This is a genomic window from Peribacillus acanthi, assembly GCF_003073175.1.
GTDB classification, from domain to species: Bacteria; Bacillota; Bacilli; order Bacillales; family DSM-1321; genus Bacillus_BN; species Bacillus_BN acanthi.
Map to the genome: position 1 here is coordinate 74,845 of NZ_QBBX01000007.1, position 23,730 is coordinate 98,574.

The window sequence follows — 23,730 nt, forward strand, 5'->3', positions numbered from 1 at the left end:
TATATATAACTTACGCATGTGTTAATTTAAGATCAGGAGCTGCCGTTAAGGTGGCTTTTTTACTTATTGAACAAAAATGGCAGGAAAGTTGAACAAGATAGTGCATGAAGAAGGAGTAGAGAAATGGTATTACTTCTGGATTTATGGAAATAGAAGAGCTTCAAAGCATGAAGTATGAGGGCAACGACAGTTAACGGTGGACGGTGATTCAATAAGGATTATCGCTATATTTATTGTAATAAGGATGTTTCTTTAGTAAAAAAGGGTAAGTAAAAGGAGTAGAAATTAATGGATTTATGTTACTATATTACACTTGGTGCTGATATTGGTGGTAGGGATGCAGCAAAAGTTGTAGAACCTTATTTAAATGAATTAGTAGAATTGTTAGATAGATTTTGTAATAAAAGATACTCGTCTCAACTAGATGAATTTGCACCTTTTTTACGAGTAGATGGAGATGTTTGTAGCTGGAATTTTGAGGGATGTGAAAAACTAAGGCTTAGTAAAAAACATCGATATATAACAGTTGATATAGGTATGCCTCGTTCTAAATGGGAAGGAATTGGTGAGAAGGAAATAAAGGAATACCTTATTAATAATCTAAAGGAAGCTCTAGAACTTATTGTAAATCGGTTAAAAAAAGAAAGATATCCTGTAAACGATAACGTGTTATGGGTTGACTTTGGTAAAGTGAAAGAAGAGTTCTTATTGAAGTAACAAGAGCGGTGATCCAGAAGGATAATCGCTCTTTTTAATTGAATACGATAAGAAGTTTCTATTGTATAAACGGGGAAGTTTAGTTGATTAACAATCGGCTCTTAAAGAAAGGAGCGAGGTGAAATTTTTAGAAATTTATTCTTTAATAAATATGATGAGCTTGCTAGGGAAATGGGTTTTTCTGATTGGAAATCTGCTTCTGCAAATACATATTTTGTTTTCCGTATTCCAGAAGATGCTCAATGGAGTGCCACTGAGCTGCCAATTAAAAGTTGGGCAGTTTGGAATGACATAGGTCAACCACCATATTCATTTCAGGTTTTCTCATCTTGGCAAGAAGCAATCGCATTTTTAAGAAACATTTTTGAAAAAGAAGAATACGAAGAGAAAAACTGGGACCCAGAAGGGTTTGAACCAGGAGAAGACGTATTTGTTAAACCGCCAGATAAAGACAAAAGAGACGATTAGAAGGATTAAAGTTTTTATTGAGACGCTTATTGTACAAACGGGGCAGGATAGTTCAATTAGGAATGATATTATTAAGAGAACAATCTTAGTAATTTGAGAGGAAGAAAGCTGAAATAATAATAAAAGGAGAGTTGATATAAGTGGTTGAAGAAGGAAGTATTGTTAAACAAACTTTAAATACGTTAAAAAAACGATTAAAGGAAAATGACAATATTATTCAAATCCAAGGAGAGGAAGGTTATTTATCCAGGGTGAAATGTACATTTAATCCACCAGCAAGTGATGAGGAAATAAAGAATTTTGAAAGACAAACAGGATTAATCTTACCAAATGATTATAAAGAGTTTCTAAAAATTTCTAATGGATGTCGATTATTTGATGATATTGAATCTGGTGGAGAAATCGAACTTTATAGTCTTGAACAGATAATTGATTTAAATGAACATTACGATGAATTTGAAGGATGTTTTGATATAGCCTACATTTATCAAGACAATATTGTAATAAATTCAAAGCATTATAGTGAGAAGAAAAAGAATTATTTATTTTGGAAAGATCATATAGAACAGTTTGAAGAGGCAATTCCATTAAAAATGAACTTTGAATTATGGTTGGATAGATTTATCATTAGCTCAGGAGCAAAGTTTTGGTCGTGGTCTATTTATACAGCTGAAAATTACTATGAATTATCATAGTCTTATTTCATATGTAACTATTGGGGTATTAGTTTAAGATCCACCAGCTGTAATGGTGGCTTTTTTATTAGACTAAAGGGGCAGGTTAGCACAATAAGGTTAAGGATAATTGTGAGTTTTAAGATGGTTCAAAATAAAAAAATAGATTATCTTGATTCATGCTGAATTTCTCATAAAAGAATATACAAATATATGGGACAGCCCGTGAAAGGGGTCTTTTTTTTTTGCCTACATTCAATCCTATAGTATTTAAATTAATCTATCAAAAACAGAAACGTTTTATAGGCAAAACTTACCTGTTTGAAATTTATGAAATTTTAAAGAATTTTGACTCAAAAGGTGTTAGAATCTTGTTTGGTTAACCATCAATACAACAAGAGAAAGGATTACCAACATGAAAGAGACAATTAAAAATCAAGGATTGAAAGGGCTTACACTTTTGATAATACTAGCCATGATGGTCAGTATTCTACCAGCTAGACAAGTTTCAATCGTTTCTGCTGAAGAAAAAGAATCCCCAATTTCCAATCCAATAGTAGTAGATGATAACAAAGAAATTATTAGCCTTAGGACAGAGAATTCCAAAACATACTTGAATGAGGATGGCACTCATAGAGCTGAAATATCGCAAGAGCCTATTCATTTCAAGGATGAAAAAAACCAGTGGCAACCCATTGATAATAAAATAGTTTCTAATAACACTGAGGGTGTCTACGAAAATAAAGCCAATGCTTTCACCGTTCAGTTTGATCAACAACAGGAATCTAGCAAACCTCTTATGGAAATCGCAGAAGATAACATTTCTGCTCAATTGACCATGGAACCTCTTCAACATACCCAAGAAGAACCTGCCGAGGTTGGAGCTGTTGTTAAAGAAGAATCTGTTGTCTATCCTAATATCTATTCAGACATAGATATACAATATACGGTGGGATCAGATCGAATCAAAGAAGATATTATATATACTGATAAACCGACAGATGGATTCCCAGAACAATTCACCTACAAAATGAATTTAGAAGGTTTAAAAGTTAAGGAACAAGCGGGAGTCCTATATCTATACGATGTTGAGACGAATAAACCTTTGTTTTATTTTGAAACTCCTTATATGTACGACTCTTATATCCCAAATGGATTTGTATCCACAGAGGGGATAAAGTCCATACCTGAAGAAGCCAAATCCTATGATGTAGAATTGAAACACGAAGTTATCGATAATCAATTGTATCTACATATTGTCCCAAATATAAGTTGGTTAGAAGATCCAGATCGTGTGTATCCCATCACGATTGATCCAACAATTGTTAGACTTCAATCAACTCCATTTGTAGAGGATACGAATCTTCGCAGCAGCTTTCCGACTCAAACAGGGGGAGATGACTGGGAATTAGGTGGAGGAGCAAGTAGTGGGAACGTAATCCGTTCGCTCATTAAATTTGATTTATCGTCTATTCCATTGGATTCTACGATTCTAGGATCTAGTCTAAACTTATGGTTCTCATCGACTAATAATAGTTCTCCAATTGATGTGAGTCTTTATAAAATGTCTAAAGACTGGGCTGAAAATGAAGCTTCATGGACCTATGCGAAGAAGCTCCCTAGTTTCATTCCTTGGACCAGCCAAGGGGGAGACTATGTAACTAGTAATAAGCTAGCGACTGTAAGTGGTTTAACAGCACCATCTACTCTTGATCAAGATATGAAGAACTTTAGAATCTCCACATCGATCATAGAGGATTGGAAGAATTCACCTTCTTCAAACTATGGATTTCTATTAAAGAGTGATACGGAAGCTATCAATATCTATAAGAAATTTGTGGCCAGCGAACATACCGTGGCAGCCAAGTATAAGCCGTTATTGGTCGTGACTTACCGTACGATTGCAAGATTAGGTCTAGAAGGATATTGGCCCTATGATTCCCATCCTTTAGTAGGTGGAACCAGTTATTCGAACTTAACCACATTGAACAATATCATTCAATATGATGACTCATATGTTTTAGGTCATGGTGGATTCGACTTCCAATTCACAAGGACTTATAACAGTAAATCCTTAGAAAGCTCTGCTTTAGGACTTGGATGGACCTTCACAGGAAATGAAAAATTGTACTTAAACATTAAAGGGACAGCTAATGTTTTAAACTATCAGGACGAAGACGGGACAGACCATGAATTCACATACGATGGACCAACTGCAACCTACTATTCAGGTCCAGGAAAATATTTAACAATCAAAAAAACTAGTTCCGATACTTACACGATGACAGATAAGTATGGGATTAAATCCGTCTTTAAGATTAGGTCAATAAATCCTGACACAGATGTCCAAGTTGCTAACATAGACTCTCAAATTGATTTGCACAACAATAAAATCAATTATGAGTACAATGCTACTCAATTAACACGAATTAATACGGATTTAAGTAAGGGTTTAGGTAAAAGTATTGAATTTGCATATTATTCAAATGGATTGATCAAAACTATAACTTTTGAAGGTAGCGAATTTACTTACAAATACGATGGCACTAAATTATCAACTGTTGAGGAATTAAAAGAAGAAGATGATACAACAGGTGAAAGGACCATTACCATTACATCATTTCATTATAATGATGATGATTTGTTATCACAAATAGAGGATCCAAATAAGAGAAAGACAGATTACACGTATAAAAACGGGTATTTAGAAAAAGTCCAAGAGCCGCAAGAGTTTAACGGAATTCAAGTCCCACCAGATCGACCGGGTACCACATATAATCTAAATACAGAATTAAAACAATCAGTTGTGACGGATCCAGTAGAAAATAAAACTACTTATACTACGAATGAAAACTATGTAGTTATTAAAATAGTGGAACCAAATGGTTCGACAACCTCTTACACATTAGATGCCAACTATAATATTAAAACAGTTAATGAAGATGGAAAAATCACAACCAATGATTTTGATAGCAATGGGAATCTTTTGCACACAGAAGACCCTGAAAACAAGACCCAAACATTTACATACACCACTTATAGCAACATTAAAACGCATACAGACTCTACTGGTAAAATCATTACCTATAACTATTTAGCGAATGGTGACTTGGATACTATTGAGGAAATACCAGATGTCAGCACTCCGACGAAGAAGTTAATAACCAATTATGATTACGACGTTTATGGGGAAATTAATAAGATAACATATCCAGATGGCACCAATGAATCTATCACGATTGATTATGCCAACGGGAATAAATCTATCACTTATAAGAGTCAAAAAAATGACGGTGTATTTATTGAAAATAAAATTGTTACGGATTTAAAAGGGAATGTATTGAATACTATCGATGGAAAAAGCAATGAGTATTCATACGTTAATAACAAGAAAAATGAGATGGAAGAAGTCACCGACCCTATTATCGAGGAAAAAGATCAAAAGATTAAATATGCCTATGATTCGAATGGGAATATCACCGATATCATTAGCACAGATAATGAGGCGATTAATGTTCAATTATCTAGCTATGATTTTAATGGACAAAATCTTCTTAAAATAGAAGAAAACGCTATTGGTAACATAATCAACTATTCATATTATCCAAATGGAAACTTAAAAGAGATTTTACTTCCAAATACACACAAGATTTTTACTGATTACGATAATATGAATCGTATCTCCCATGTGTATCTAGATGAAGGGACGGGTAAAACCCTCAAATGGGAATATATCTATGATAAGACTCAATTAAAAAGCATCAAGCGTGGAACTGCCCCATACAAAACTTTCGAATATTATAATAATGATTTGTTGAAATTGGTGACTGAGGGCGTTCATAAAATGGAATACTCCTATTCAGGAGTAGAGTACAATTCCGAAGTCAAGTATCAGATTGGGACTAATCCTTCTGTAAAAATTAATTATGTTCCTGATGGACTGTATCGCACAAAAGAAGTGAAAAGAAACGATCAGATTCTTGCCACTACTACTTATCATGATAATGGCCATCCCAATAAAATAACGTATTCAAATGGTATTATGATGGATATTGGTTACATCAATGGTATGGTGGATACTTACAAGATCCATAATCAATCTAATCAATCTAATCAATTGTACTACAATGCGAGCTATAAATATGATAAGAACAAGAATATTCAAACTATCACTACTGATAGTGGGACAACAGATTATACCTATGATGAATTAAATCAGTTAAAGTCTGAATCTCTTCCAGATGGTACAGTTATTTCTTATGATTACCATACAATTGGAAATCGAAAGAGTAAAAGTATCACAAAAAATGGGAATACCTCAATCGTCAATTATACATTTAACAATGCAAACCAGCTAGAAACAGTTGGTAACATTCCTTATTTCTATGATAAGAATGGTAATTTGCAAAGTGACGGTACCAGAACCTTCAAATTTAATGATTTTAATCAGTTAGAGCAAGTCAGCTCAAATCAAGAAGTAATTGCGACATATACCTATGATGAAGAAGGAAAAAGAAAGAGTTCCACAACAGCAAAAGGAACCACTTATTACTTTTATGATGGCGATAAAGTTCTTTATGAAACAGATGAAAATAACCAAGTCATAAAAGAATACACATATGATGATTTTGGTTATCCATTAACAATGACTATAGGTAGTCAAAACTATTACTACCTAAACAATCATCATGGGGATGTACTTGGATTAACCGATGAAAATGGAAACATTGTTGCATCATATACCTATGATGCTTGGGGGAATATATTAACACAGACTGGTCTAATGGCTTCTGAAAACCCATATCGATATGCTGGGTATCGTTACGATGAGAATACAAAGTTGTATTATTTATTGGCTAGATATTATAATCCAGATAATGGAGTATTCTTGTCCATTGATCCTGTACGTGGGAATTTAGACAATCCTTTAACACAGAATGGTTATAGTTATGTATTAAATAATCCAGTCATGCTTGAAGACCCTGAGGGAACAACTGGAAGACAAAAACAAAAGATTGATGCTAATGGTCCATTTGGCCCCCCAAAAGGCGGAAACGGTAGCAGTAACAATAGTAAAGGGAAACCTGATTCAACTAAACACTCAGTTTATAGAAAAGAAAATTCAAACAGACCCGTTGGTCAAGTAGTAAATGACCTTCAGCGAGCTAAGACTAAAGATATTTTGATTGAAGATAACGGAAATATTATTATTCGCGGTGGAAATGGTAGAGTTCATGTTCTTTCACCAGATGGTCAAAGACATATTACAACTTTGACAAGAACAGATAGAAATGTTCAAACATTAATTAGGCAAGGAAGATATAACTATCCTACATCTGCAAAAGCTCAACAAATAATTGATATGTATAAATAATTGGAGGTAATTATGGAGTATTTAAGTCATGAAGAAATTTCATATTGTACTGTTTTTAAATTAAAACTTTCTCAGGATGAAATTGAAGTATATGAAAGTTGTATGAAATATGTTTTGGATAAATGTGGAGAAAACGAAATTTATGAAATAACTGGATGTAAATTAGATGAGCTACAATCCATGCACAAAAACCTTCAGGAATTATTATTGAAACATGTAAATGAAACAAATTTACCAGATAAGTATAAGGATAGTCTCTAATACAATAACCTTATGCTTTTTTGGATAGAATTCGATGAATAATCACTGGATAGGAAAGGTATATGATATTATCTTAAACAGATATATAATACGCAATATTACACCTAAATTTGGAAATTGGAGTTAGAGAATTTATTTATATCCAATAAATTTTCATTCAATACTTATTGCAAATGAATTAATAAAACAATTGTGGCCAAAAGTTTTTTCAAAAATAGTAGACCGTATTCAAAATGAATGCGGTTTTTTTTCAATTATTCTAATTGGTTTTATTATTAACTAAAATGAGCTATTGGCTTTCCAATTATGTATACATAGTTTTTACATTGTGAAACATATCACTTAAACAAAAGGGGGCTTTAGTTCAATAAGGAAATCAATAAGCCGGTATAAAAACCGGCTTTTTATCTAATAAAAAATCAACAATACCATTTAACAGAGCCATTTCTCAGTTATTCACACTCTACCAAGCTGACATTCTGGTCTTGTAAGAAGGAATGCCAGTCTGCAGTTAATTTCTCGTCTACAACAACCGTATCAATCAAATCGAAACCACAAATGCTTGCGAAAGAAGTCTTGTCAAATTTCGTATAGTCTGCGACCAGGAATACGTTATTGGCATGTTCAGCTGCGAGCTTCCGGATGCCTGCTTGCTGTTCGTTAGAGTCAGTGATGCCATGTTGCATGCTTACTGATCGGCAAGAAATGAAGGCTGTGTCAAAAAAGTAATATTTCATATTGTACTCTGCATTTCTTCCGAGGTTTGATAAGGAGGAATGGGCTAGAGTACCTCCAATGATAACAAGACGTATATTAGGGTTATCCATTAAAGTAGATACCACTTTAATGGAGTTAGTTACTACTGTAAGTTTTAATTCTTTAAGCATTGAGGCAATTACTAATGAAGTGGTGGATGCATCTAAGAAAATGGAGTCACCATTCTTTATGTAAGAAAGACATTTGGAGGCAATTTTACGTTTACCTTCCACATGGACGAATTCCCGAATTGTGACATCTACATCGTTTTGGACGCCTTCGGAGATATATGCACCCCCATATGTCCGATTAAGAAATCCCTCATCCTCTAATTGTTTTAAGTCTCGACGGATTGTTTCTTCAGTTACGTTGAATATGGAAGTAAGTTCCGAAACTGTGACGCTCTTCTTCTCCACAATCAATTCTTTTATCTTATTTTTCCGTGCTATTGGCAGCATTTTGAGCTCCTTAAACATAATAGATTTGTGTGATTATTATATCATCATGTTCTGTTTTTTTGGAAAACAAATCGAAGAAACTAGAATAGAACATAAGATTTACAGAATTTATTTTTGTTTTTAAGGAAAAACGGAAATAAAACCACATAAAATAACTATAAAACAAAATAATAAATTGACAAGGCAACGACTAAATAAGAAAATTGAAGTATAAAACTGGGAGAAAACCAATGTAATAGAATTTATAAGAATTAGTTTGACGGATAATCAAAGGAGTTAACATCATGATTAGAAATAATTACCCCTCAGATTTTGAGGCGAAAAAGTTAATATGTGAGATTGGTAGACGTGTATACAATAAGAATTTTGTTGCGGCTAATGATGGGAATATTTCAGTAAAGGTAGGCCCTAATACGATTTGGACCACACCAACAGGAGTCAGCAAAGGCTTTATGACTCCAGATATGTTGGTGAAGATGGATCTGTCAGGAAAAGTACTCTCTGGGAAGATGAAGCCTTCTTCTGAAGTGAAAATGCATTTACGAGTCTATAGTGAAAATCCAGAAGTGAATGCAGTGGTGCACGCTCATCCTCCAGTAGCCACTTCTTTTGCTATAGCTGGTATCAGTTTGGATCAACCAGTTTCACCGGAGGCGGTCGTGATTTTAGGAACAGTGCCGGTTGCCCCTTATGCAACTCCAGGCACTCAAGAGGTTCCAGATTCAATTGCTCCATATTGTAGAGATTACAACGCAGTCTTGCTTGCTAATCATGGTGCACTAACTTGGGGGAGAGATATCATAGAAGCATACTATAGGATGGAATCTTTAGAACATTATGCTTTGATGTTGATGTACTCCAACAATATCATCAATAAGGTGAATGAATTAAACTGTACCCAAATCTCGGACTTGATTGATATTCGTCAAAAAATGGGGATAAAAACAGGTGGGATTCCAGTATGTGAAACAAATGTACAGATTCAGCAAAAAGTTGATCAAGATAAAAATAAAGAGGACTTGATACAAAAGATTGTACAAAAGGTAACAGAAGACGTTTTGAAAAAAATGATGAATTAACGATTGTAAGAGTTGCTGCAATTCTGGCGAAAAGGAGGTAAGTAGAATGTCCATCAATATGTCTGAACAAGATATTCAAATGATTATTCAATCAGTCATGAAAAATATAGAGTCTGCACTTGGAAATTCACAGACAAAAGAAGAGATTGATCCAATTCAACAACCTATTAAACTGAAGCCAGCTTCCCATCCCCAATCCATTGCTTCAAATGAACCTCCATCTAAATTGAGAGATGGTGTGTTTAGTAGAATGGAAGATGCAATCGAGGCAGCCCATAAGGCACAAATCAAATATGTGAAAAAGTACCAAATGAGAGATCGAGAACAAATATTACAAAGTATCCGAACCATAATATTGAAAGAAAAAGAAACTTTGGCGCGGATGGTTCATGAAGAAACAGGGATTGGTAGATACGAAGATAAAGTTGCGAAGCATGAATTAGCCGCAGCCAAAACACCTGGGACAGAAGTGTTAAAAATCGATGCGTATTCTGGTGATGAAGGGTTGACAATCGTGGAGAAAGCCCCATTTGGATTGATTGGTGCAGTTACACCTGTAACGAATCCAACAGAAACCATCATCAATAACACAATCAGTATGCTGGCAGCTGGGAATGCAGTTGTTTTTAACGTTCACCCGTCTTCGAAGAATTCATGTAAATATGTGGTGTCATTAATTAACAAAGCAATTCAAACGGTTAATGGACCTTCTAATCTAGTAGCTATGGTGGAGAATCCTACATTAGAAACGTTGCAGGTGTTAATGGACGATACCCGTGTCAGGATGTTAGTAGGAACAGGTGGACCTGGGCTGGTGAAGACATTGCTGAAATCAGGAAAAAAAGCAGTGGGTGCAGGAGCCGGTAATCCTCCAGTATTGGTTGATGATACAGCGGATATGGAACAAGCAGCAAAATCAATTATTGCAGGGGCTTCTTTCGATAATAATTTGTTGTGTATTGCTGAGAAAGAAGTTTTTGTATTAAACTCTGCAGCTGATGATTTGATTTTCAACATGTTGAGTCAAGGAGCCTACATGCTTGATCATCAGCAACTAGAACAAATTATGAGTTTTGCATTAGAAGAAAACTTGTATGAGGAATCTAGGGGCTGTTCTTTAAATAATAAAAGAGATTATCATGTAGCGAAAGATTGGGTTGGTAAAGATGCGGCACTTTTTCTTGAAAAAATAGGTGTTAAACCCCCACATAATGTAAAGCTATTAGTCTGTGAAGTTGGTTTTTCACATCCCTTCGTTCAATTAGAGCAGATGATGCCAATTCTTCCTATTGTAAGAGTGAAAGATTTACAGGAAGGCATCGACCTTGCTGTACAAGCAGAACACGGAAATAGGCATACAGCTATCATGCATTCTAAAAATGTAGATGCATTGACTGCTTTTGCAAGAGCAATCGATACAACTATTTTTGTGAAAAATGCTTCATCCCTAGCAGGGGTTGGTTATGGTGGAGAAGGTCATACGACCATGACGATTGCAGGTCCTACTGGAGAAGGAATCACTTCGGCTCAAACATTTACAAGAGAAAGACGATGTGTACTCGCTGAAGGCGGGTTCAGAATCATTGGGTAGGTGAACAAATGAACCGAGCAATTGGCTTTTTGGAAGTGTTAGGATACAGCGTAGCCTTGGCAGCAATGGATAAAGCCTGTAAATCGGCCGATATCCGGGTAGAAGGGATTGATTGTAATAATCCGGCAGAAGGCGACCGAGCACATATCCCGGTAGTGATTCAAGTCAAATTGAGTGGGACTGTTTCTGATGTGAAGGTTGCCCTTGAAATGGCGAGATTAGAAGCATCAAAATATATGGCTGACCAAGACATTTTGACACACTATATTCCTGCAGCGACAGAAGAAATCATGAAGTTGCTTCCATTAGGAAAGGTGAAAAGAAAGTCATGGCACTCAAATTAAGAAAAAGGGGTGGTTGATACATGGACCGCTCGGTGGGGTTGTTGGAAGTTATCGGTACAGCCACAGCAATGGCGTGTATTGATAGCATGGTAAAATCGGCTTTTGTGGAAGTGATCTCTACTGAAAAAACGGGATCAGGAATGATCACCATCATTATTGAAGGCGATCTGGCATCTGTGAAAGCAGCAATAGAACGAGGTGAAGAAGTGGCGAGCAGTAAAGGAGGAGCTTTTTCCGCAAACGTTATTGCTCGGCCATACCTTGAGATGAACCACTTACTTTTGGGGATGCGTAGAGGAGAAGAATGATGAGGCGTTACGATGCGATTGGTGTTATTGAAACTCAGTACTTCACGTACGCTCTGGAAATATTAGATGCGATGTGTAAATCGGCTGCTGTTGAATTTTTAACTAGTGAAAATTATTTAGGGGGTAGGCTTGTCACCGTCATTATTGGTGGAAGTGTATCAGACGTAAATGTGGCAGTAGACACCGCTAGACGAATAGGGGAATCACAAAAGCATAACCCGATAAAAATGGCTTTAACTATATCAAATCCACATCCAGAAATATTGTCGTACATAATTAAACAAGAAGTGGATTTGTAAGGAGAATTGTCGGAAATATCTAATAAAACTACATGAGAAAAGGGGCATTAAGATGAAAGAATCATTAGGAATTATTGAAACAAGAGGGTTAACTGCAGCGATTGAAGCGGCAGATGCAATGTTAAAGGCTGCAAACGTAGAGGTTGTAGGAAGCGAAAAGATTGGATCTGGTTTAGTGTCCGTCATTGTAAAAGGCGATGTTGGCGCTGTGAAAGCAGCTACAGAAGTAGGAGCGGAAGCGGCACAACGAGTTGGGGAATTAGTGGCTGTTCACGTGATTCCGAGACCACATGGTGACATTGCAAAATTATTGCCATTCTTAGGATAAAACACTTCATAAAAATAGGGGGAAAATAAAATGCAAGGTGGGTCATTAGGAATTATTGAAACAAGAGGGTTGACAGCTGCTATTGAAGCGGCAGATGCAATGCTTAAAGCGGCAAATGTAGAAATTGTCGGTAGTGAAAAAATTGGTTCAGGACTTGTCTCTGTCATCGTTCGTGGAGAGGTTGGAGCAGTCAAAGCTGCCACGGAAGTAGGAGCAGAAGCAGCCCAGAGAGTTGGGGAGTTAGTTGCTGTACATGTCATCCCGAGACCGCATAGCGATATAGAAAAACTATTGCCAATATTAAAGTGAGTGGTGAAGACACGTGAAGGAAATCAACACAGCTCAGCTTCTTGAGACCATCACTGCATCAGTCATAGAAGAATTAAGAAGGCACCATTTATTTGAGGAGCCAATCCGAAAAGAGTACGTTCCTGTCAATGTATCAGCAAGACACATTCACTTACAAAAAGATCATGCTGAAGTGCTGTTTGGAAAAGGGTACACACTCCAGAAGTGGAAAGATATTTCTCAGCCGGGTCAATATGCATGCGAAGAAAAAGTGACGATTAGAGGTCCTAAGGGAATGATTGAAAATGTTAGGATTCTTGGACCGTTAAGAGAGCAGACTCAAGTCGAAATCTCAAGAACGGATGCGAGGAAGATGGGATTAAACCCTCCAGTTCGTAACTCAGGTAACGTGAAAGAGTCTTCTCCTATCACCATTATGGGTCCTGCTGGAAGTGTGATGCTAGAAGAAGGATGTATCATTGCGGATCGTCACATCCATATGACTCCAGACGATGCCCTGCAATTTGGTGTTAGGGATCAGCAAAAAGTTTCTGTATTAATTGAAGGGGAAAAAGGAGGCATCATGGGACAAGTAACTATTAGGGTTAAAGACCGTTATGCCTTGGATATGCACATTGATACAGATGACGCAAATGCTTTTGGATTATCAGGTAATGAATGGGTTCGAATCCTTCCTTGAAAGAGTCGATGATTCGAAAGAAGGGGAGAGTATAACATGATTGTGGGAAGAGTCGTTGGGAAAATTGTTTCAACAAGAAAATATACAAAGTTGAATGGCTATAAGTTTTTGCTGATTCAACCACTCAATGATAATAGCCAAAAAACATTTGTAGCGGCAGACGAACTAGGTGCAGGGGAAGGAGAAATTGTCCTTGTAGCTAATGGAAGCATGGTCAAGCACGGTTTGACGAAGGATGCTCCAATCGACTCTCTTGTCGTAGGCATTGTTGACAATGAGATTAATCTTTAAGGTGAAATGGGTAAGGTAAGAGTAGATGGTCTGAAGATAGACTGTACTAAAGATTGCGGGTGAACCAAACTCATGAAAATTGTAGTTATTGGTGGGGTTGCGGCAGGAATGTCCGCAGCCTCAAAAATTAAGCGAATGAATCCAGAGGCAGAAGTTATTGTTTATGAAAAAGGGCGTTTTTTATCCTATGGAGCTTGTGGTCTTCCCTATTACGTTTCAGGTGAAAATGATGATTACCGTAAAATGATTGCCAGGACAAAGGAACAGTTTGAGGAAAAAGGAATGAAAATTTTCCTCCGTCATGAAGTCGTAAAGGTAGTTCCTGAAAAAAAACAAATTATGGTTAAAGATATAGAAAGCAATAAAATGTTACTTGATTCCTACGATAAGTTAATGATTGCGACTGGTACAGTGCCAATCATCCCTTCTTTTAAAGGTGGGAATCTCGAAAATATCCATGTACTGAAGACTCTAGAGGATGGCATTCGGTTAAAGGAAAAAGTAAATCAACCGCATATCAAAGAAGTTGTGATTGTTGGTGGAGGGTATATAGGGATTGAAGTCGCCGAAGCTATGAGACATATTGGTAAAAATGTAAGAGTCATTGAATTGGGCGATCGGATTCTAAAGACATTTGATCATGAATTGACAGAGCTCGCCCAAGAGGAACTTATTAAGCAGGGAGTAGAGCTAACCTTAGGGGAAAAGGTGGAAGGTTTTATCGGTGATTGCAACGTAGAAGGGGTGCAAACGGATCAGGGAACCTATAAAGCCGACCTAGTTCTTCTATCAATCGGTGTAAAGCCGGCGACTGACTTTTTGCAAGGATCAGGCATTGCTCTTGAGAAAAATGGTGCTGTAGTCATTGACCGTGAGATGCGTACGAATATAGAGCATATTTATTCTGCTGGGGATTGTGCGATGGTCTATCACAAAGTTAAAGAGGAAAATGATTTTATTCCTCTTGGAACAACAGCGAACAAATGTGGAAGAATCACAGGAATTAATTTGCTTGGTGGTCATCAAAAGTTTGTTGGTACACTTGGAAGTGCAGCTATAAAAGTGTTTGATTTAGAGATGGGTAGGACTGGACTATCTGAGGAAGAAGCCAAAAAATTAGCAATTGAGTATTCAACCACTTTTGTGAAAAGTGTCGATCATCCAGGGTACTATCCTAATCAAACACCTATTTGGATTAAGTTGATTACTGAAAAGAGATCAAAACGAATACTAGGTGCACAAGCAATAGGGAATAAAGGAGCAGTTTTAAGGATTGATGTATTTGCAGTTGCGATACATAACGCCATGACTGCAGATGAATTGGGGATGGTTGATCTATGTTATGCTCCTCCTTTTGCAGGAGTATGGGATGCAGTCCATATAGCAAGTAATGCAGTGGAATGATGAGGTGAAATAAATGGGGAAAGTGACAAATCTGCAAGAAGCCGCTTCCATGGTGCAGGATGGGGATACAGTAGGTATTGGAGGAAATGTTCTTCATCGCGCCCCGATGGCATTTGTTAGGGAATTGGCTCGTCAACGTAAACATAATCTCAAGCTGGTTAAAACAGCAGGAGCCCATGATATTGATTTATTATGTGCCTTTGACTGCGTTGAATCGGTAGATGCGGGATTTGTCAGCTATGAAACAAAATATGGATTAGCCGGTCATTATCGTAATGGAGTAGAAACAGGACGAGTCAAAGCAAACGAGCATGCATGCTATACGGTCATTTGTGCATTGCGTGCCGCTTCCATGAATGTCCCGTTTATGCCGGTTAAAGGGTTAATGTACGGGGAGCTTTTGCAACATAATGACTATTTCAAGGTAGTGGAAGATCCTTTCGGAGGAGAGGCTGTCACTCTAGTGAAAAGTATCGTTCCAGACGTGGCAATCATCCATGTCCATGAATGCGACGAAAACGGTAATTCCATGATTTCTGGCCCGAAGTTCGAGGATGTTTTACTAAGTAGAGCTGCTAAAAAGGTCATTGTGACAACTGAACAAATTGTCCTTCCAAGCAAAATGAAAATCCATAACGAGCGAATTGATATTCCTGGATTTCTTGTAAGTGCCGTTGTCCATACTCCAAAAGGGGCCAGTCCAACTTCCGTACATAAAAAATATGACATCGATGAGAAGGCACTACTCCGTTTTATTCATAGTAAGGAACCATTAGAAGTAGACAATTATTTGAAAAGTTTTGAATCAAACGACTATGCAGGGAACAGGAGGGGATGGCTATGATGGGGGACTACCGGGCGAGTGATATCATGACTTGTGCTATCTCAAGAATGCTTTCTGATGGTGAAACAGTCTTCCATGGCGTCTCTTCCCACCTTCCTATGGTTGCGATGCATTTAGCAAAACAAACGCATGCCCCTAATCTGGTCCATCTAAATATACCTGGAGGAGTCAATCCTACATCGGTAAAAAAAGCTTCTTATTCTTCTGCTGGGTCAGATTTACTAGAAAGTTCTGAAGCTTATTTTCCATTAGAAGAAGTATTTGATTTATCCATGAGAGGAAAATTGGATGTGGCTTTTTTAGGTGGAATTCAATTCGATCGAAACGGAAACGTCAATGCCTCGGTAATTGGTGACTACCATAAACCTAAGGTCCGATTACCAGGGGGAGCGGGAAGTGCAGTGCTTATTCCGACTGCCAAAAAGACGATTATTTGGAGAACAAAACATGATGTTCGGACCTTCGTGGAAAACGTGGATTTTGTCACGACGCGAGGAAACCTTTGGAAAATCGTGACTCCTTTATGTATCTTTGAATTTAGAGATGGACAACTATATCTTGATTCCATTCATCCGACATCTAGCTTGGAAGAAGTTCAAGCCAATACTGGATTTCAGTTACTGTATGAAAAGGTTCAATACACAGAAAAGCCAACGGACGCAGAATTGAGTGTGTTGAGACGAATTGATCCTCAGGATTATCGATCTTTGGAATTTTTTTGAAACTTTTACACGTTCAGTTTCGTATTAAAAAGAAAGTAACGTAAAAGGAGCAATAAAGATGAGTGGTGGAGGATGCATTAAATGCGGTCACACTGAAACAGACAGGAAAGAAGTGGCCATGACGGGAACAGGATTATCCAAAATGTTTGATATTCAGCACAACCAGTTTATCGTCATCTATTGCAAGAAATGTGGATATTCCGAATTCTATAACAAAAAAGCCTCTATGGGGTCTAATATTCTAGATTTGTTTTTTGGTGGATAAAGGAAGAGGCTGGATGAACTATGTTCAATCCAGTCTCTTTTTTGTACGTTCATGAGGGGGAAAAATTGCAGTTGAGTGAAACTAGAAATGGATGAAAGTTTAATTTAAACAAAGTCCACTCGTGTTGGCTAATTGACTAATTACTTTTTGTAGAGAGTTTTCTGTTTGGATACCTGAGAAATCTATGCCAAGCTGTATGGACGTTTGGGCAACCTCAGGTCTAATCCCAGTTAAAATGACTTTAACCCCTACCATTCGTAAGGAATCAATTAGTTGGAAAATCTGTTGGGCGACCATTGTATCAACCATGACAACGCCTGATAAATCAATGATTAAGACGTTTACCTGAGCTTCGACAGCTTGTGTGAGTGTTGATTCTAAAATGCTTTTGGCACGTACAGTATCAATGTCTCCAATAATCGGTAGAAGACCGACTTTGTTCGTTAATGTGATGACTGGTGCGCTAAGTTCTCTAATTAAAGTCGCTTGAGATGTCAAACGATTAATCATAATCTCCATAAAATAGGCGATAAAGGTTTCGAGTACATAATCAAGGGCATAGTTTATTTTTCTTTCCCAAGAGAAAACATCATCTAATTCAATGTTTAGACTGGTTTCTTTTACAAACTTTTTTACGTATTCCCAGTAAATCTTACGGAAGATACCGTTATTTCTTGCAACCTCATCCAAAGAAGTCTTTGATTCAACGCGATCTGCTGCTGTCTTACTCGTCCATTTTGAAATAGTTTCTTTCATTTCTTCCTCTGTTTGAAGAAGGGATTGAGCAACAAAACGAACATATTGTGAATTCTGTTCCTTAATTTTGTTCATTACATGGGGAGGAGCATCTAATGAATAATCAGAACCTGCTTTTACAGTTTGATATGTAACCCAATCTTCTGTAAATTCCTTAGCATGGTCGACCAAAAAATCGTAAAGTGTTTTTGATTTGATATCCATATTATCTCCTTGTCTTGTTTTCTTTTTATTATCTCTATTGTTAAATCAAAAAGATGAAAAGTCAATTCCTTAACTAGTGTCTACTATAAAAATACAAATGTTTACGTATGAAGGAAAAATATCTTGCAACTTGAATTAGAGGGAGAGATAATAAGAGTCATATTCGAAGAAAAACATAATCGACGTTTAGGGGATGTTTCAATGAAAGTTGTGAAATTTGGGGGTTCCTCTTTGTCATCGGGAACTCAAATAAAGAAAGTGTTTGATATCATTCTTTCTGATCCACAAAGAAGAATTATTGTTGTATCTGCGCCAGGCAAACGATTTGATGAAGATAGAAAAGTTACAGACTTGTTAATTGATTGTGGAATTCATATGAGGGAGAGTGGCCAGGCAAATCATCAAATTCGATTAATTTTAAATCGTTATGCATCGATTATCGACGAACTTGTGATGGATCCTACAATGATTGATGATTTTGAAGCGCAATTATTACAAACTCTTAAGGTTAACCATCTTCCCATAGAAAAGTACTTAGATGCAATCAAAGCATGTGGGGAAGATCTAAATGCAAGACTGATAGCTTCGTATTTTAATCAAAGAGGTGTAAAAGCCTCCTATGTTAATCCACTTTCTGCAGGTTTATACGTAAGTGACGAACCAGGGAATGCTCAAGTGTTAAATGAATCCTACGATAATTTGTTTAAGTTGAGGGAGTATTCGGGAATTCTAGTGTTTCCTGGCTTTTTTGGCTATACAAAAGATAAGGAAGTTGTCACTTTTTCAAGAAGTGGATCAGACATTACAGGATCTATTCTTGCCAACGGTGTAAAAGCCTCTATGTATGAGAATTTTACAGATGTGGATGCGGTTTATTCAGTTAACCCTACCGTTGTGGAGAAACCAAAAGAAATAAGGGAGCTTACTTATCGGGAAATGAGGGAACTATCGTATGCAGGATTTTCTGTTTTTCACGAAGAGGCATTAATTCCTGCGTTTAAAGCAGGAATTCCAGTAAATGTGAAAAATACAAATAATCCTAATGCTCCAGGAACAAAAATAGTCAGTAATAGGCAACATACAAATGGGCCGGTAATTGGAATCGCTAGCGATAAAGGGTTTTGTAGTATTTTTGTCAGCAAATACTTAATGAACAGAGAAATCGGGTTTGGCAGGAAGCTCCTTCAAATATTGGAGGAGAACGGAGTTTCTTACGAACACATCCCTTCAGGTATTGATGATATTACTGTTATATTAAGAGAAGATTTGTTGGATGCAAATAAAGAAACAGTCATTATTGACAGGATTAATAAGGAGTTAGATGTGGATGATGTCCGAGTAGAACATGGCTTGGCATTGATCATGATTGTAGGAGAGGGAATGCGACATAGTGTAGGAACTACTGCACGTGCTTCCAAAGCGTTATCGGATGTGGGAATAAATATTGAGATGATTAACCAAGGTTCTTCAGAGGTAAGTATAATGTTCGGTATTAAGGCTATTGATGAACATAAAGCGGTAAATGCGTTATACCAAGAATTTTTTTCTCCGTCACTAATTGGCGCAAATGTTTGATCAATCATAATACTCATAGGAAGTGAAATGCTTCCCTTATGAGTATTTTTTGCTTTTTAGAAAGAAATTAAAGACACATTGTAAGATGAATTTATAGCGAGCACATGAAGAAGTTTAATGGAAATATCCTGTAAAGAATTCTAATTATTTAAAATTAAAAGATAAAATAGTAAAATAAAAGAAAACATTACAGTACTTCGAGATATTCGGTTTCCTAAAGGTTGGTTAGTTGCAGCTAGGAATGGTACAGAAAGGGGATAAAATGAGTAAAGTATTGCACTTCCTAAATCCGTATAGGATAGCCGTTGGAATAGCCTTGTTTTTTATGCTGACGGAATTAGCTGTTGAGCTTTGGCAACCACTCTTAATGGCAAAAATTATCGATGAAGGAATTTTGAAAAATGATATGTCGGTCATTCTAACTTGGGGAGGTTTCATGGTTTTATTATCCATTGTGGCTTTTGCATCTGGGATATTGAACTCTTTTTATGCAGCACATGTTAGTCAAAGTTTTGGGTATGATGTGAGGCAAAAATTGTTTGAAAAAGTCCAATCATTTTCTTACGCTAATTTTAATAAAATCCCTTCATCTTCTTTGATTACACGCCTAACAAATGATGTTACCCAAATACAAAATACAGTATTCATGAGTTTAAGAATCATGATGAGGGCCCCTTTGTTAATTATCGGTGGATTGATCATGTCTTTTGTAGTTCATCCCAAACTAGCAATGCTCTTGGCGGTAGTCGTACCCTTTTTATTCTTCTTCCTGATATGGTTTATGAATAAAGGAAGAAGGATGTTCAAAATCGTTCAAGAAAAATTAGATGGTGTAAATAGTGTGATGCAGGAAAATTTGGCAGGGATGAAGTTAATCCGTTCCTTTCTAAGAAGAAATTACGAAGGTCGGCGGTTTGAAGCTGCCAACGTGGAGTTGATGAAACATACGTCTTCTGTTCTTCGAGTGATGGAAGTGACAATGCCAGTACTATTATTGCTTATGAACATCTCCATACTGGGTGTGCTTTGGTTTGGAAGTATGGAGGTGAATACAGGTGGTGCACAGGTTGGGGAAGTTGTGGCGATTGTCAATTACTCCATGAGAATTACTTCCGCTCTATCCGTTTTCACTTTCATAATAATGGCTTTTTCTAGAGCTAGAGCATCAGCGGAACGGATTACAGATGTGTTAGAAACAGAGGTAGTGATGAAGGACGAGGGTGCAGGTGAGGAAAAGGAAGTAATAGAGGGTGTGGTGGAATTTCAAAATGTATCCTTTCAATATCCCGAAACAAGCTCCTATGTATTGAAAGACATTTCATTTAAAGCAGAAGCAGGGGAAACCTTTGCCATCATGGGAGCAACTGGTGCAGGGAAAACCTCGTTATTTCAATTAATTCCTCGATTATATGATGTATCGGAAGGTACTGTATTAATAGACAATATAGATGTTAGAGAATGGAAACAAGAGTCCCTTCGTAAAGCGATCGGTTTAGTGTCACAAGATTCCATCCTTTTTACAGGTACTATTGCAGAAAATATTCGTTGGGGTAAAGACGAAGCGAATATCGATGAAATAAAAAAAGCAGCTACTGATGCTCAGCTTGCAGATACAATCAGTAAGCTTCCCGATGATTATGAAACAAAAATTGGTCAAAGGGGAGTCAATTTATCAGGTGGTCAAAAGCAGAGGGTATCCATAGCACGTGCGCTTGTGCGAAAGCCCAATATTTTGTTACTAGATGATAGTACAAGTGCCTTGGATCTAAGGACAGAGGCAAGACTACTGGATGCATTAAAAAATTATTCCTGTACCACGTTAATCATTACTCAAAAAATTAGTACGGCTATGACGGCTGACCAAATACTTCTTTTAGAAGAAGGACGATTGATTGAAAAGGGAACACATTTAGAATTGATGGCAAATAGCAAATTATATCGAAAAATTTATGAATCACAAAACGGAAAGGGGCTACCGGAACATGTTAAAACAACTTACTAAACCCTTTTCCTATCCTAGAGTAATCAATTTGCATGAAGAAAAAACGGTGGCTCCTACAGAGAAAAAACGTGCCAAAAACATGCTTTATACTGTAAAAAGAATTTGGAATTACCTAGCCGTTCACAAAATACTTTTCATCCTGGTCATTTTCATGGTAATCCTGAGTTCAGCATTTTCATTGCTAGGGCCTTACCTCATCGGGATGGCCATTGATGATTACATAGTTACGAAGGAAATTAAGGGGTTCGTCTGGCTTCTTGGAGGGCTTGCCGCTTTGTATGTTATGAATTCAGTAGCTCTGTGGCTACAGAACTACTGGATGATTGGAATTGCACAGAAGACCGTTTTTTCTATGAGGATGGATTTATTTAAACATTTTCATAAAATACCTATATCTTATTTTGATAAGAAGCAACAAGGAGAGTTAATGAGTAGAATCACCAATGATATTGAAAATGTCAGTTCCACCCTTAATAGTTCTGTCATTCAAATAGCATCAAGTACTCTAATTCTAATAGGTACAGTGGCGGTTATGTTCTGGCTAAGTCCGATCCTTGCGATCATCACTCTTTTGATTATTCCAACAATGGTTTTAGGGATGAAGTGGATTACGAAGCGTACAGGTAGGTTATATAAAGAACAACAGAGAAATCTTGGGAATTTAAATGGATACATTCAAGAGATTATATCTGGTCAAAAAATGGTCAAAGCCTTTTCACAAGAAGAAAAAGTCATTTCAGAGTTCTTAGGAAAAAGCGAGCGATTAAGAGCATCTGGATTTTGGGCCCTAACTTATTCGGGTTTCATCCCCAAGCTCATGAACGTCTTGAATAATATGAGTTTTGCCTTAATCGCAGGAGTGGGCGGGGTTTTAGCTCTAAATGGTCAGGTGTCGATTGGGGTAATAGTAATTTTCATTGAATACTCCCGCCAATTTGTCCGGCCGTTAAATGATCTAGCCAACCAATTTAATACTCTTTTATCAGCCGTTGCTGGTGCCGAAAGAGTTTTTGAAATTTTGGATGAAGAAGAAGAATTTCATCATGAAAAGAATCTGAATAACATGGAATACGTAAAAGGTGAAGTGGAGTTTAGAAACGTTTCTTTCTCATATGAAGGTAAAGGGAATACAGTCCAGAACCTTACTTTTTATGCTAGTCCCGGCGAAACAGTAGCGTTGGTTGGACCGACTGGGGCAGGGAAGACCACTGTCCTAAATCTTCTTTCGCGTTTTTACGACTTTCATGAAGGGGCCATCTATATTGATGGTGAGGATATTACACGGTTTAAAAGGGAAAGTATTCGTGCACATATGGCCTTTGTTTTACAAGATTCCTTCTTGTTCCAAGGATCTGTCATAGAAAATATTCGTTATGGAAGATTGGATGCAACCGATGAAGAAGTGAGGGAAGCTGCTATTAAAGCGAATGCCCATTCATTCATTATGAAGCTTCCAAACGGCTATGATACATTATTGAATCAAGATGGTGCCGGTATTAGTCAAGGGCAGAAGCAGCTTCTTTCCATTGCTAGAGCCTTTGTAGCAAACCCTTCAATTCTAATATTAGATGAGGCGACATCAAGTATTGATACGGTAACTGAATTAAAAATTCAGCAGGCATTGAAAAAACTAATGTATGGAAGGACTAGTTTTGTCATTGCTCATCGATTGAACACCATTCAGAATGCTAATCAAATTATTGTTTTACAGGATGGAGCGATTATTGAATCAGGGACACATGAAGAGTTGCTAAAAAGCAAAGGTTTTTATCATAGTCTCCATATCAGTGGACACGCAGAACAAGTGTAATAAAAAAGCGAGCCTAATGGGCTCGCTTTTTTTGAAAGATGAGAAATATTAAGTTCGAATAGATTCATTCTCCACTCAATAAGCCTTTATGGTTCTTACAGGGTGGAGCCAATTACACTATTCTTCATAGGATCAAATCAGATAGCGTTCCATACACACTTGGAAGGCTGAAAATTTGACGCAGATATAACTTCTATTAGAATAAAATATTG

The 23,730-nt window shown here is 37.0% G+C and carries 23 protein-coding genes; 21 read left to right on the top strand and 2 right to left on the bottom strand.

Annotated features, from left to right (window positions below; all coding sequences use genetic code 11):
- Positions 1–288: 288 nt before the first annotated feature.
- From DBX25_RS08880 to DBX25_RS08900, 5 genes are all read left to right on the top strand, one after another.
- Positions 289–717, top strand: coding sequence for a hypothetical protein (locus DBX25_RS08880; RefSeq protein ID WP_108670431.1), 429 nt, complete (start codon positions 289–291; stop codon positions 715–717).
- A 171-nt stretch (positions 718–888) separates the two neighbouring features.
- The gene (locus DBX25_RS08885) at positions 889–1,185 is read left to right on the top strand and encodes a hypothetical protein (protein ID WP_108670432.1); all 297 of its coding nucleotides are present in this window, start codon (positions 889–891) and stop codon (positions 1,183–1,185) included.
- Between the two features lie 140 nt (positions 1,186–1,325).
- A complete protein-coding gene (locus DBX25_RS08890; protein ID WP_108670433.1) occupies positions 1,326–1,880 on the top strand; it encodes an SMI1/KNR4 family protein in 555 nt (184 codons plus the stop codon).
- Between the two features lie 394 nt (positions 1,881–2,274).
- The gene (locus DBX25_RS08895) at positions 2,275–7,233 is read left to right on the top strand and encodes a DNRLRE domain-containing protein (RefSeq protein ID WP_108670434.1); all 4,959 of its coding nucleotides are present in this window, start codon (positions 2,275–2,277) and stop codon (positions 7,231–7,233) included.
- Between the two features lie 12 nt (positions 7,234–7,245).
- Entirely contained in the window at positions 7,246–7,494 is a 249-nt protein-coding gene (locus DBX25_RS08900; RefSeq protein ID WP_108670435.1) for a hypothetical protein, read from the top strand.
- A gap of 452 nt (positions 7,495–7,946) precedes the next feature.
- On the opposite strand, the gene DBX25_RS08905 is transcribed toward DBX25_RS08900, so the two are convergent.
- Positions 7,947–8,708, bottom strand: coding sequence for a DeoR/GlpR family DNA-binding transcription regulator (locus DBX25_RS08905; protein WP_108670436.1), 762 nt, complete (start codon positions 8,706–8,708; stop codon positions 7,947–7,949).
- A gap of 284 nt (positions 8,709–8,992) precedes the next feature.
- Between DBX25_RS08905 and DBX25_RS08910 the strand changes: the two genes are divergently transcribed.
- From DBX25_RS08910 to DBX25_RS08970, 13 genes are all read left to right on the top strand, one after another.
- Positions 8,993–9,787 carry a class II aldolase/adducin family protein gene (locus DBX25_RS08910; protein ID WP_205685197.1) on the top strand — a complete coding sequence of 265 codons (795 nt, stop codon included), beginning with the start codon at positions 8,993–8,995 and terminating at the stop codon, positions 9,785–9,787.
- Between the two features lie 46 nt (positions 9,788–9,833).
- A complete protein-coding gene (locus DBX25_RS08915) occupies positions 9,834–11,378 on the top strand; it encodes an aldehyde dehydrogenase family protein (protein ID WP_108670438.1) in 1,545 nt (514 codons plus the stop codon).
- A gap of 8 nt (positions 11,379–11,386) precedes the next feature.
- Positions 11,387–11,722, top strand: a complete 336-nt coding sequence (locus DBX25_RS08920) for a BMC domain-containing protein (RefSeq protein ID WP_108670439.1) — start codon at positions 11,387–11,389, stop codon at positions 11,720–11,722.
- Positions 11,723–11,742: 20 nt separating this feature from the next.
- Positions 11,743–12,030: a BMC domain-containing protein gene (locus tag DBX25_RS08925; RefSeq protein WP_108670440.1), complete on the top strand. Its 288-nt coding sequence runs from the start codon at positions 11,743–11,745 to the stop codon at positions 12,028–12,030.
- The gene (locus DBX25_RS08930; protein ID WP_240620222.1) at positions 12,027–12,329 is read left to right on the top strand and encodes a BMC domain-containing protein; all 303 of its coding nucleotides are present in this window, start codon (positions 12,027–12,029) and stop codon (positions 12,327–12,329) included. Before DBX25_RS08925 ends, DBX25_RS08930 begins: the two co-directional genes overlap by 4 nt.
- A 52-nt stretch (positions 12,330–12,381) precedes the next feature.
- Complete coding sequence (locus DBX25_RS08935) at positions 12,382–12,657, top strand: BMC domain-containing protein (RefSeq protein WP_108670442.1); 276 nt, start codon at positions 12,382–12,384, stop codon at positions 12,655–12,657.
- 30 nt (positions 12,658–12,687) lie between these two features.
- Positions 12,688–12,966 carry a BMC domain-containing protein gene (locus DBX25_RS08940; protein ID WP_108670443.1) on the top strand — a complete coding sequence of 93 codons (279 nt, stop codon included), beginning with the start codon at positions 12,688–12,690 and terminating at the stop codon, positions 12,964–12,966.
- 13 nt (positions 12,967–12,979) lie between these two features.
- Entirely contained in the window at positions 12,980–13,645 is a 666-nt protein-coding gene (pduL, locus tag DBX25_RS08945) for a phosphate propanoyltransferase (RefSeq protein ID WP_205685198.1), read from the top strand.
- Between the two features lie 36 nt (positions 13,646–13,681).
- Positions 13,682–13,936 carry a EutN/CcmL family microcompartment protein gene (locus tag DBX25_RS08950; protein WP_108670444.1) on the top strand — a complete coding sequence of 85 codons (255 nt, stop codon included), beginning with the start codon at positions 13,682–13,684 and terminating at the stop codon, positions 13,934–13,936.
- A gap of 72 nt (positions 13,937–14,008) precedes the next feature.
- Complete coding sequence (locus tag DBX25_RS08955) at positions 14,009–15,340, top strand: CoA-disulfide reductase (RefSeq protein ID WP_108670445.1); 1,332 nt, start codon at positions 14,009–14,011, stop codon at positions 15,338–15,340.
- Positions 15,341–15,353: 13 nt separating this feature from the next.
- On the top strand, positions 15,354–16,184 hold the full coding sequence (locus tag DBX25_RS08960; RefSeq protein WP_108670446.1) for a CoA transferase subunit A: 831 nt from the start codon (positions 15,354–15,356) through the stop codon (positions 16,182–16,184).
- Positions 16,181–16,906, top strand: coding sequence for a CoA-transferase subunit beta (locus DBX25_RS08965; protein WP_108670447.1), 726 nt, complete (start codon positions 16,181–16,183; stop codon positions 16,904–16,906). Before DBX25_RS08960 ends, DBX25_RS08965 begins: the two co-directional genes overlap by 4 nt.
- A gap of 58 nt (positions 16,907–16,964) precedes the next feature.
- Entirely contained in the window at positions 16,965–17,171 is a 207-nt protein-coding gene (locus DBX25_RS08970; protein ID WP_108670448.1) for a zinc ribbon domain-containing protein, read from the top strand.
- A 99-nt stretch (positions 17,172–17,270) separates the two neighbouring features.
- On the opposite strand, the gene DBX25_RS08975 is transcribed toward DBX25_RS08970, so the two are convergent.
- Positions 17,271–18,131, bottom strand: a complete 861-nt coding sequence (locus DBX25_RS08975; RefSeq protein ID WP_108670449.1) for an STAS domain-containing protein — start codon at positions 18,129–18,131, stop codon at positions 17,271–17,273.
- Positions 18,132–18,332: 201 nt separating this feature from the next.
- Here DBX25_RS08975 and DBX25_RS08980 point away from each other — a divergent pair, with 201 nt between their 5' ends.
- From DBX25_RS08980 to DBX25_RS08990, 3 genes are all read left to right on the top strand, one after another.
- Complete coding sequence (locus tag DBX25_RS08980; protein WP_108670573.1) at positions 18,333–19,706, top strand: aspartate kinase; 1,374 nt, start codon at positions 18,333–18,335, stop codon at positions 19,704–19,706.
- Positions 19,707–19,968: 262 nt separating this feature from the next.
- On the top strand, positions 19,969–21,708 hold the full coding sequence (locus DBX25_RS08985) for an ABC transporter ATP-binding protein (protein WP_108670450.1): 1,740 nt from the start codon (positions 19,969–19,971) through the stop codon (positions 21,706–21,708).
- A complete protein-coding gene (locus tag DBX25_RS08990) occupies positions 21,689–23,518 on the top strand; it encodes an ABC transporter ATP-binding protein (RefSeq protein WP_108670451.1) in 1,830 nt (609 codons plus the stop codon). Before DBX25_RS08985 ends, DBX25_RS08990 begins: the two co-directional genes overlap by 20 nt.
- Positions 23,519–23,730 lie beyond the last annotated feature (212 nt).

Bases quoted from the DNA above. Each gene is read 5' to 3' on its own strand.
- DBX25_RS08895 (WP_108670434.1), top strand. From the start codon at position 2,275: ATGAAAGAGACAATTAAAAATCAAGGATTGAAAGGGCTTACACTTTTG.
- DBX25_RS08955 (WP_108670445.1), top strand. From the start codon at position 14,009: ATGAAAATTGTAGTTATTGGTGGGGTTGCGGCAGGAATGTCCGCAGCC.
- DBX25_RS08985 (WP_108670450.1), top strand. From the start codon at position 19,969: ATGAGTAAAGTATTGCACTTCCTAAATCCGTATAGGATAGCCGTTGGA.
- DBX25_RS08905 (WP_108670436.1), bottom strand. From the start codon at position 8,708: ATGCTGCCAATAGCACGGAAAAATAAGATAAAAGAATTGATTGTGGAG.
- DBX25_RS08925 (WP_108670440.1), top strand. From the start codon at position 11,743: ATGGACCGCTCGGTGGGGTTGTTGGAAGTTATCGGTACAGCCACAGCA.
- DBX25_RS08960 (WP_108670446.1), top strand. From the start codon at position 15,354: ATGGGGAAAGTGACAAATCTGCAAGAAGCCGCTTCCATGGTGCAGGAT.
- DBX25_RS08965 (WP_108670447.1), top strand. From the start codon at position 16,181: ATGATGGGGGACTACCGGGCGAGTGATATCATGACTTGTGCTATCTCA.
- DBX25_RS08880 (WP_108670431.1), top strand. From the start codon at position 289: ATGGATTTATGTTACTATATTACACTTGGTGCTGATATTGGTGGTAGG.
- DBX25_RS08900 (WP_108670435.1), top strand. From the start codon at position 7,246: ATGGAGTATTTAAGTCATGAAGAAATTTCATATTGTACTGTTTTTAAA.
- DBX25_RS08885 (WP_108670432.1), top strand. From the start codon at position 889: ATGGGTTTTTCTGATTGGAAATCTGCTTCTGCAAATACATATTTTGTT.
- DBX25_RS08950 (WP_108670444.1), top strand. From the start codon at position 13,682: ATGATTGTGGGAAGAGTCGTTGGGAAAATTGTTTCAACAAGAAAATAT.
- DBX25_RS08990 (WP_108670451.1), top strand. From the start codon at position 21,689: ATGTTAAAACAACTTACTAAACCCTTTTCCTATCCTAGAGTAATCAAT.
- DBX25_RS08930 (WP_240620222.1), top strand. From the start codon at position 12,027: ATGATGAGGCGTTACGATGCGATTGGTGTTATTGAAACTCAGTACTTC.
- DBX25_RS08940 (WP_108670443.1), top strand. From the start codon at position 12,688: ATGCAAGGTGGGTCATTAGGAATTATTGAAACAAGAGGGTTGACAGCT.
- DBX25_RS08980 (WP_108670573.1), top strand. From the start codon at position 18,333: ATGAAAGTTGTGAAATTTGGGGGTTCCTCTTTGTCATCGGGAACTCAA.
- DBX25_RS08915 (WP_108670438.1), top strand. From the start codon at position 9,834: ATGTCCATCAATATGTCTGAACAAGATATTCAAATGATTATTCAATCA.
- DBX25_RS08920 (WP_108670439.1), top strand. From the start codon at position 11,387: ATGAACCGAGCAATTGGCTTTTTGGAAGTGTTAGGATACAGCGTAGCC.
- DBX25_RS08975 (WP_108670449.1), bottom strand. From the start codon at position 18,131: ATGGATATCAAATCAAAAACACTTTACGATTTTTTGGTCGACCATGCT.
- DBX25_RS08910 (WP_205685197.1), top strand. From the start codon at position 8,993: ATGATTAGAAATAATTACCCCTCAGATTTTGAGGCGAAAAAGTTAATA.
- DBX25_RS08970 (WP_108670448.1), top strand. From the start codon at position 16,965: ATGAGTGGTGGAGGATGCATTAAATGCGGTCACACTGAAACAGACAGG.
- DBX25_RS08935 (WP_108670442.1), top strand. From the start codon at position 12,382: ATGAAAGAATCATTAGGAATTATTGAAACAAGAGGGTTAACTGCAGCG.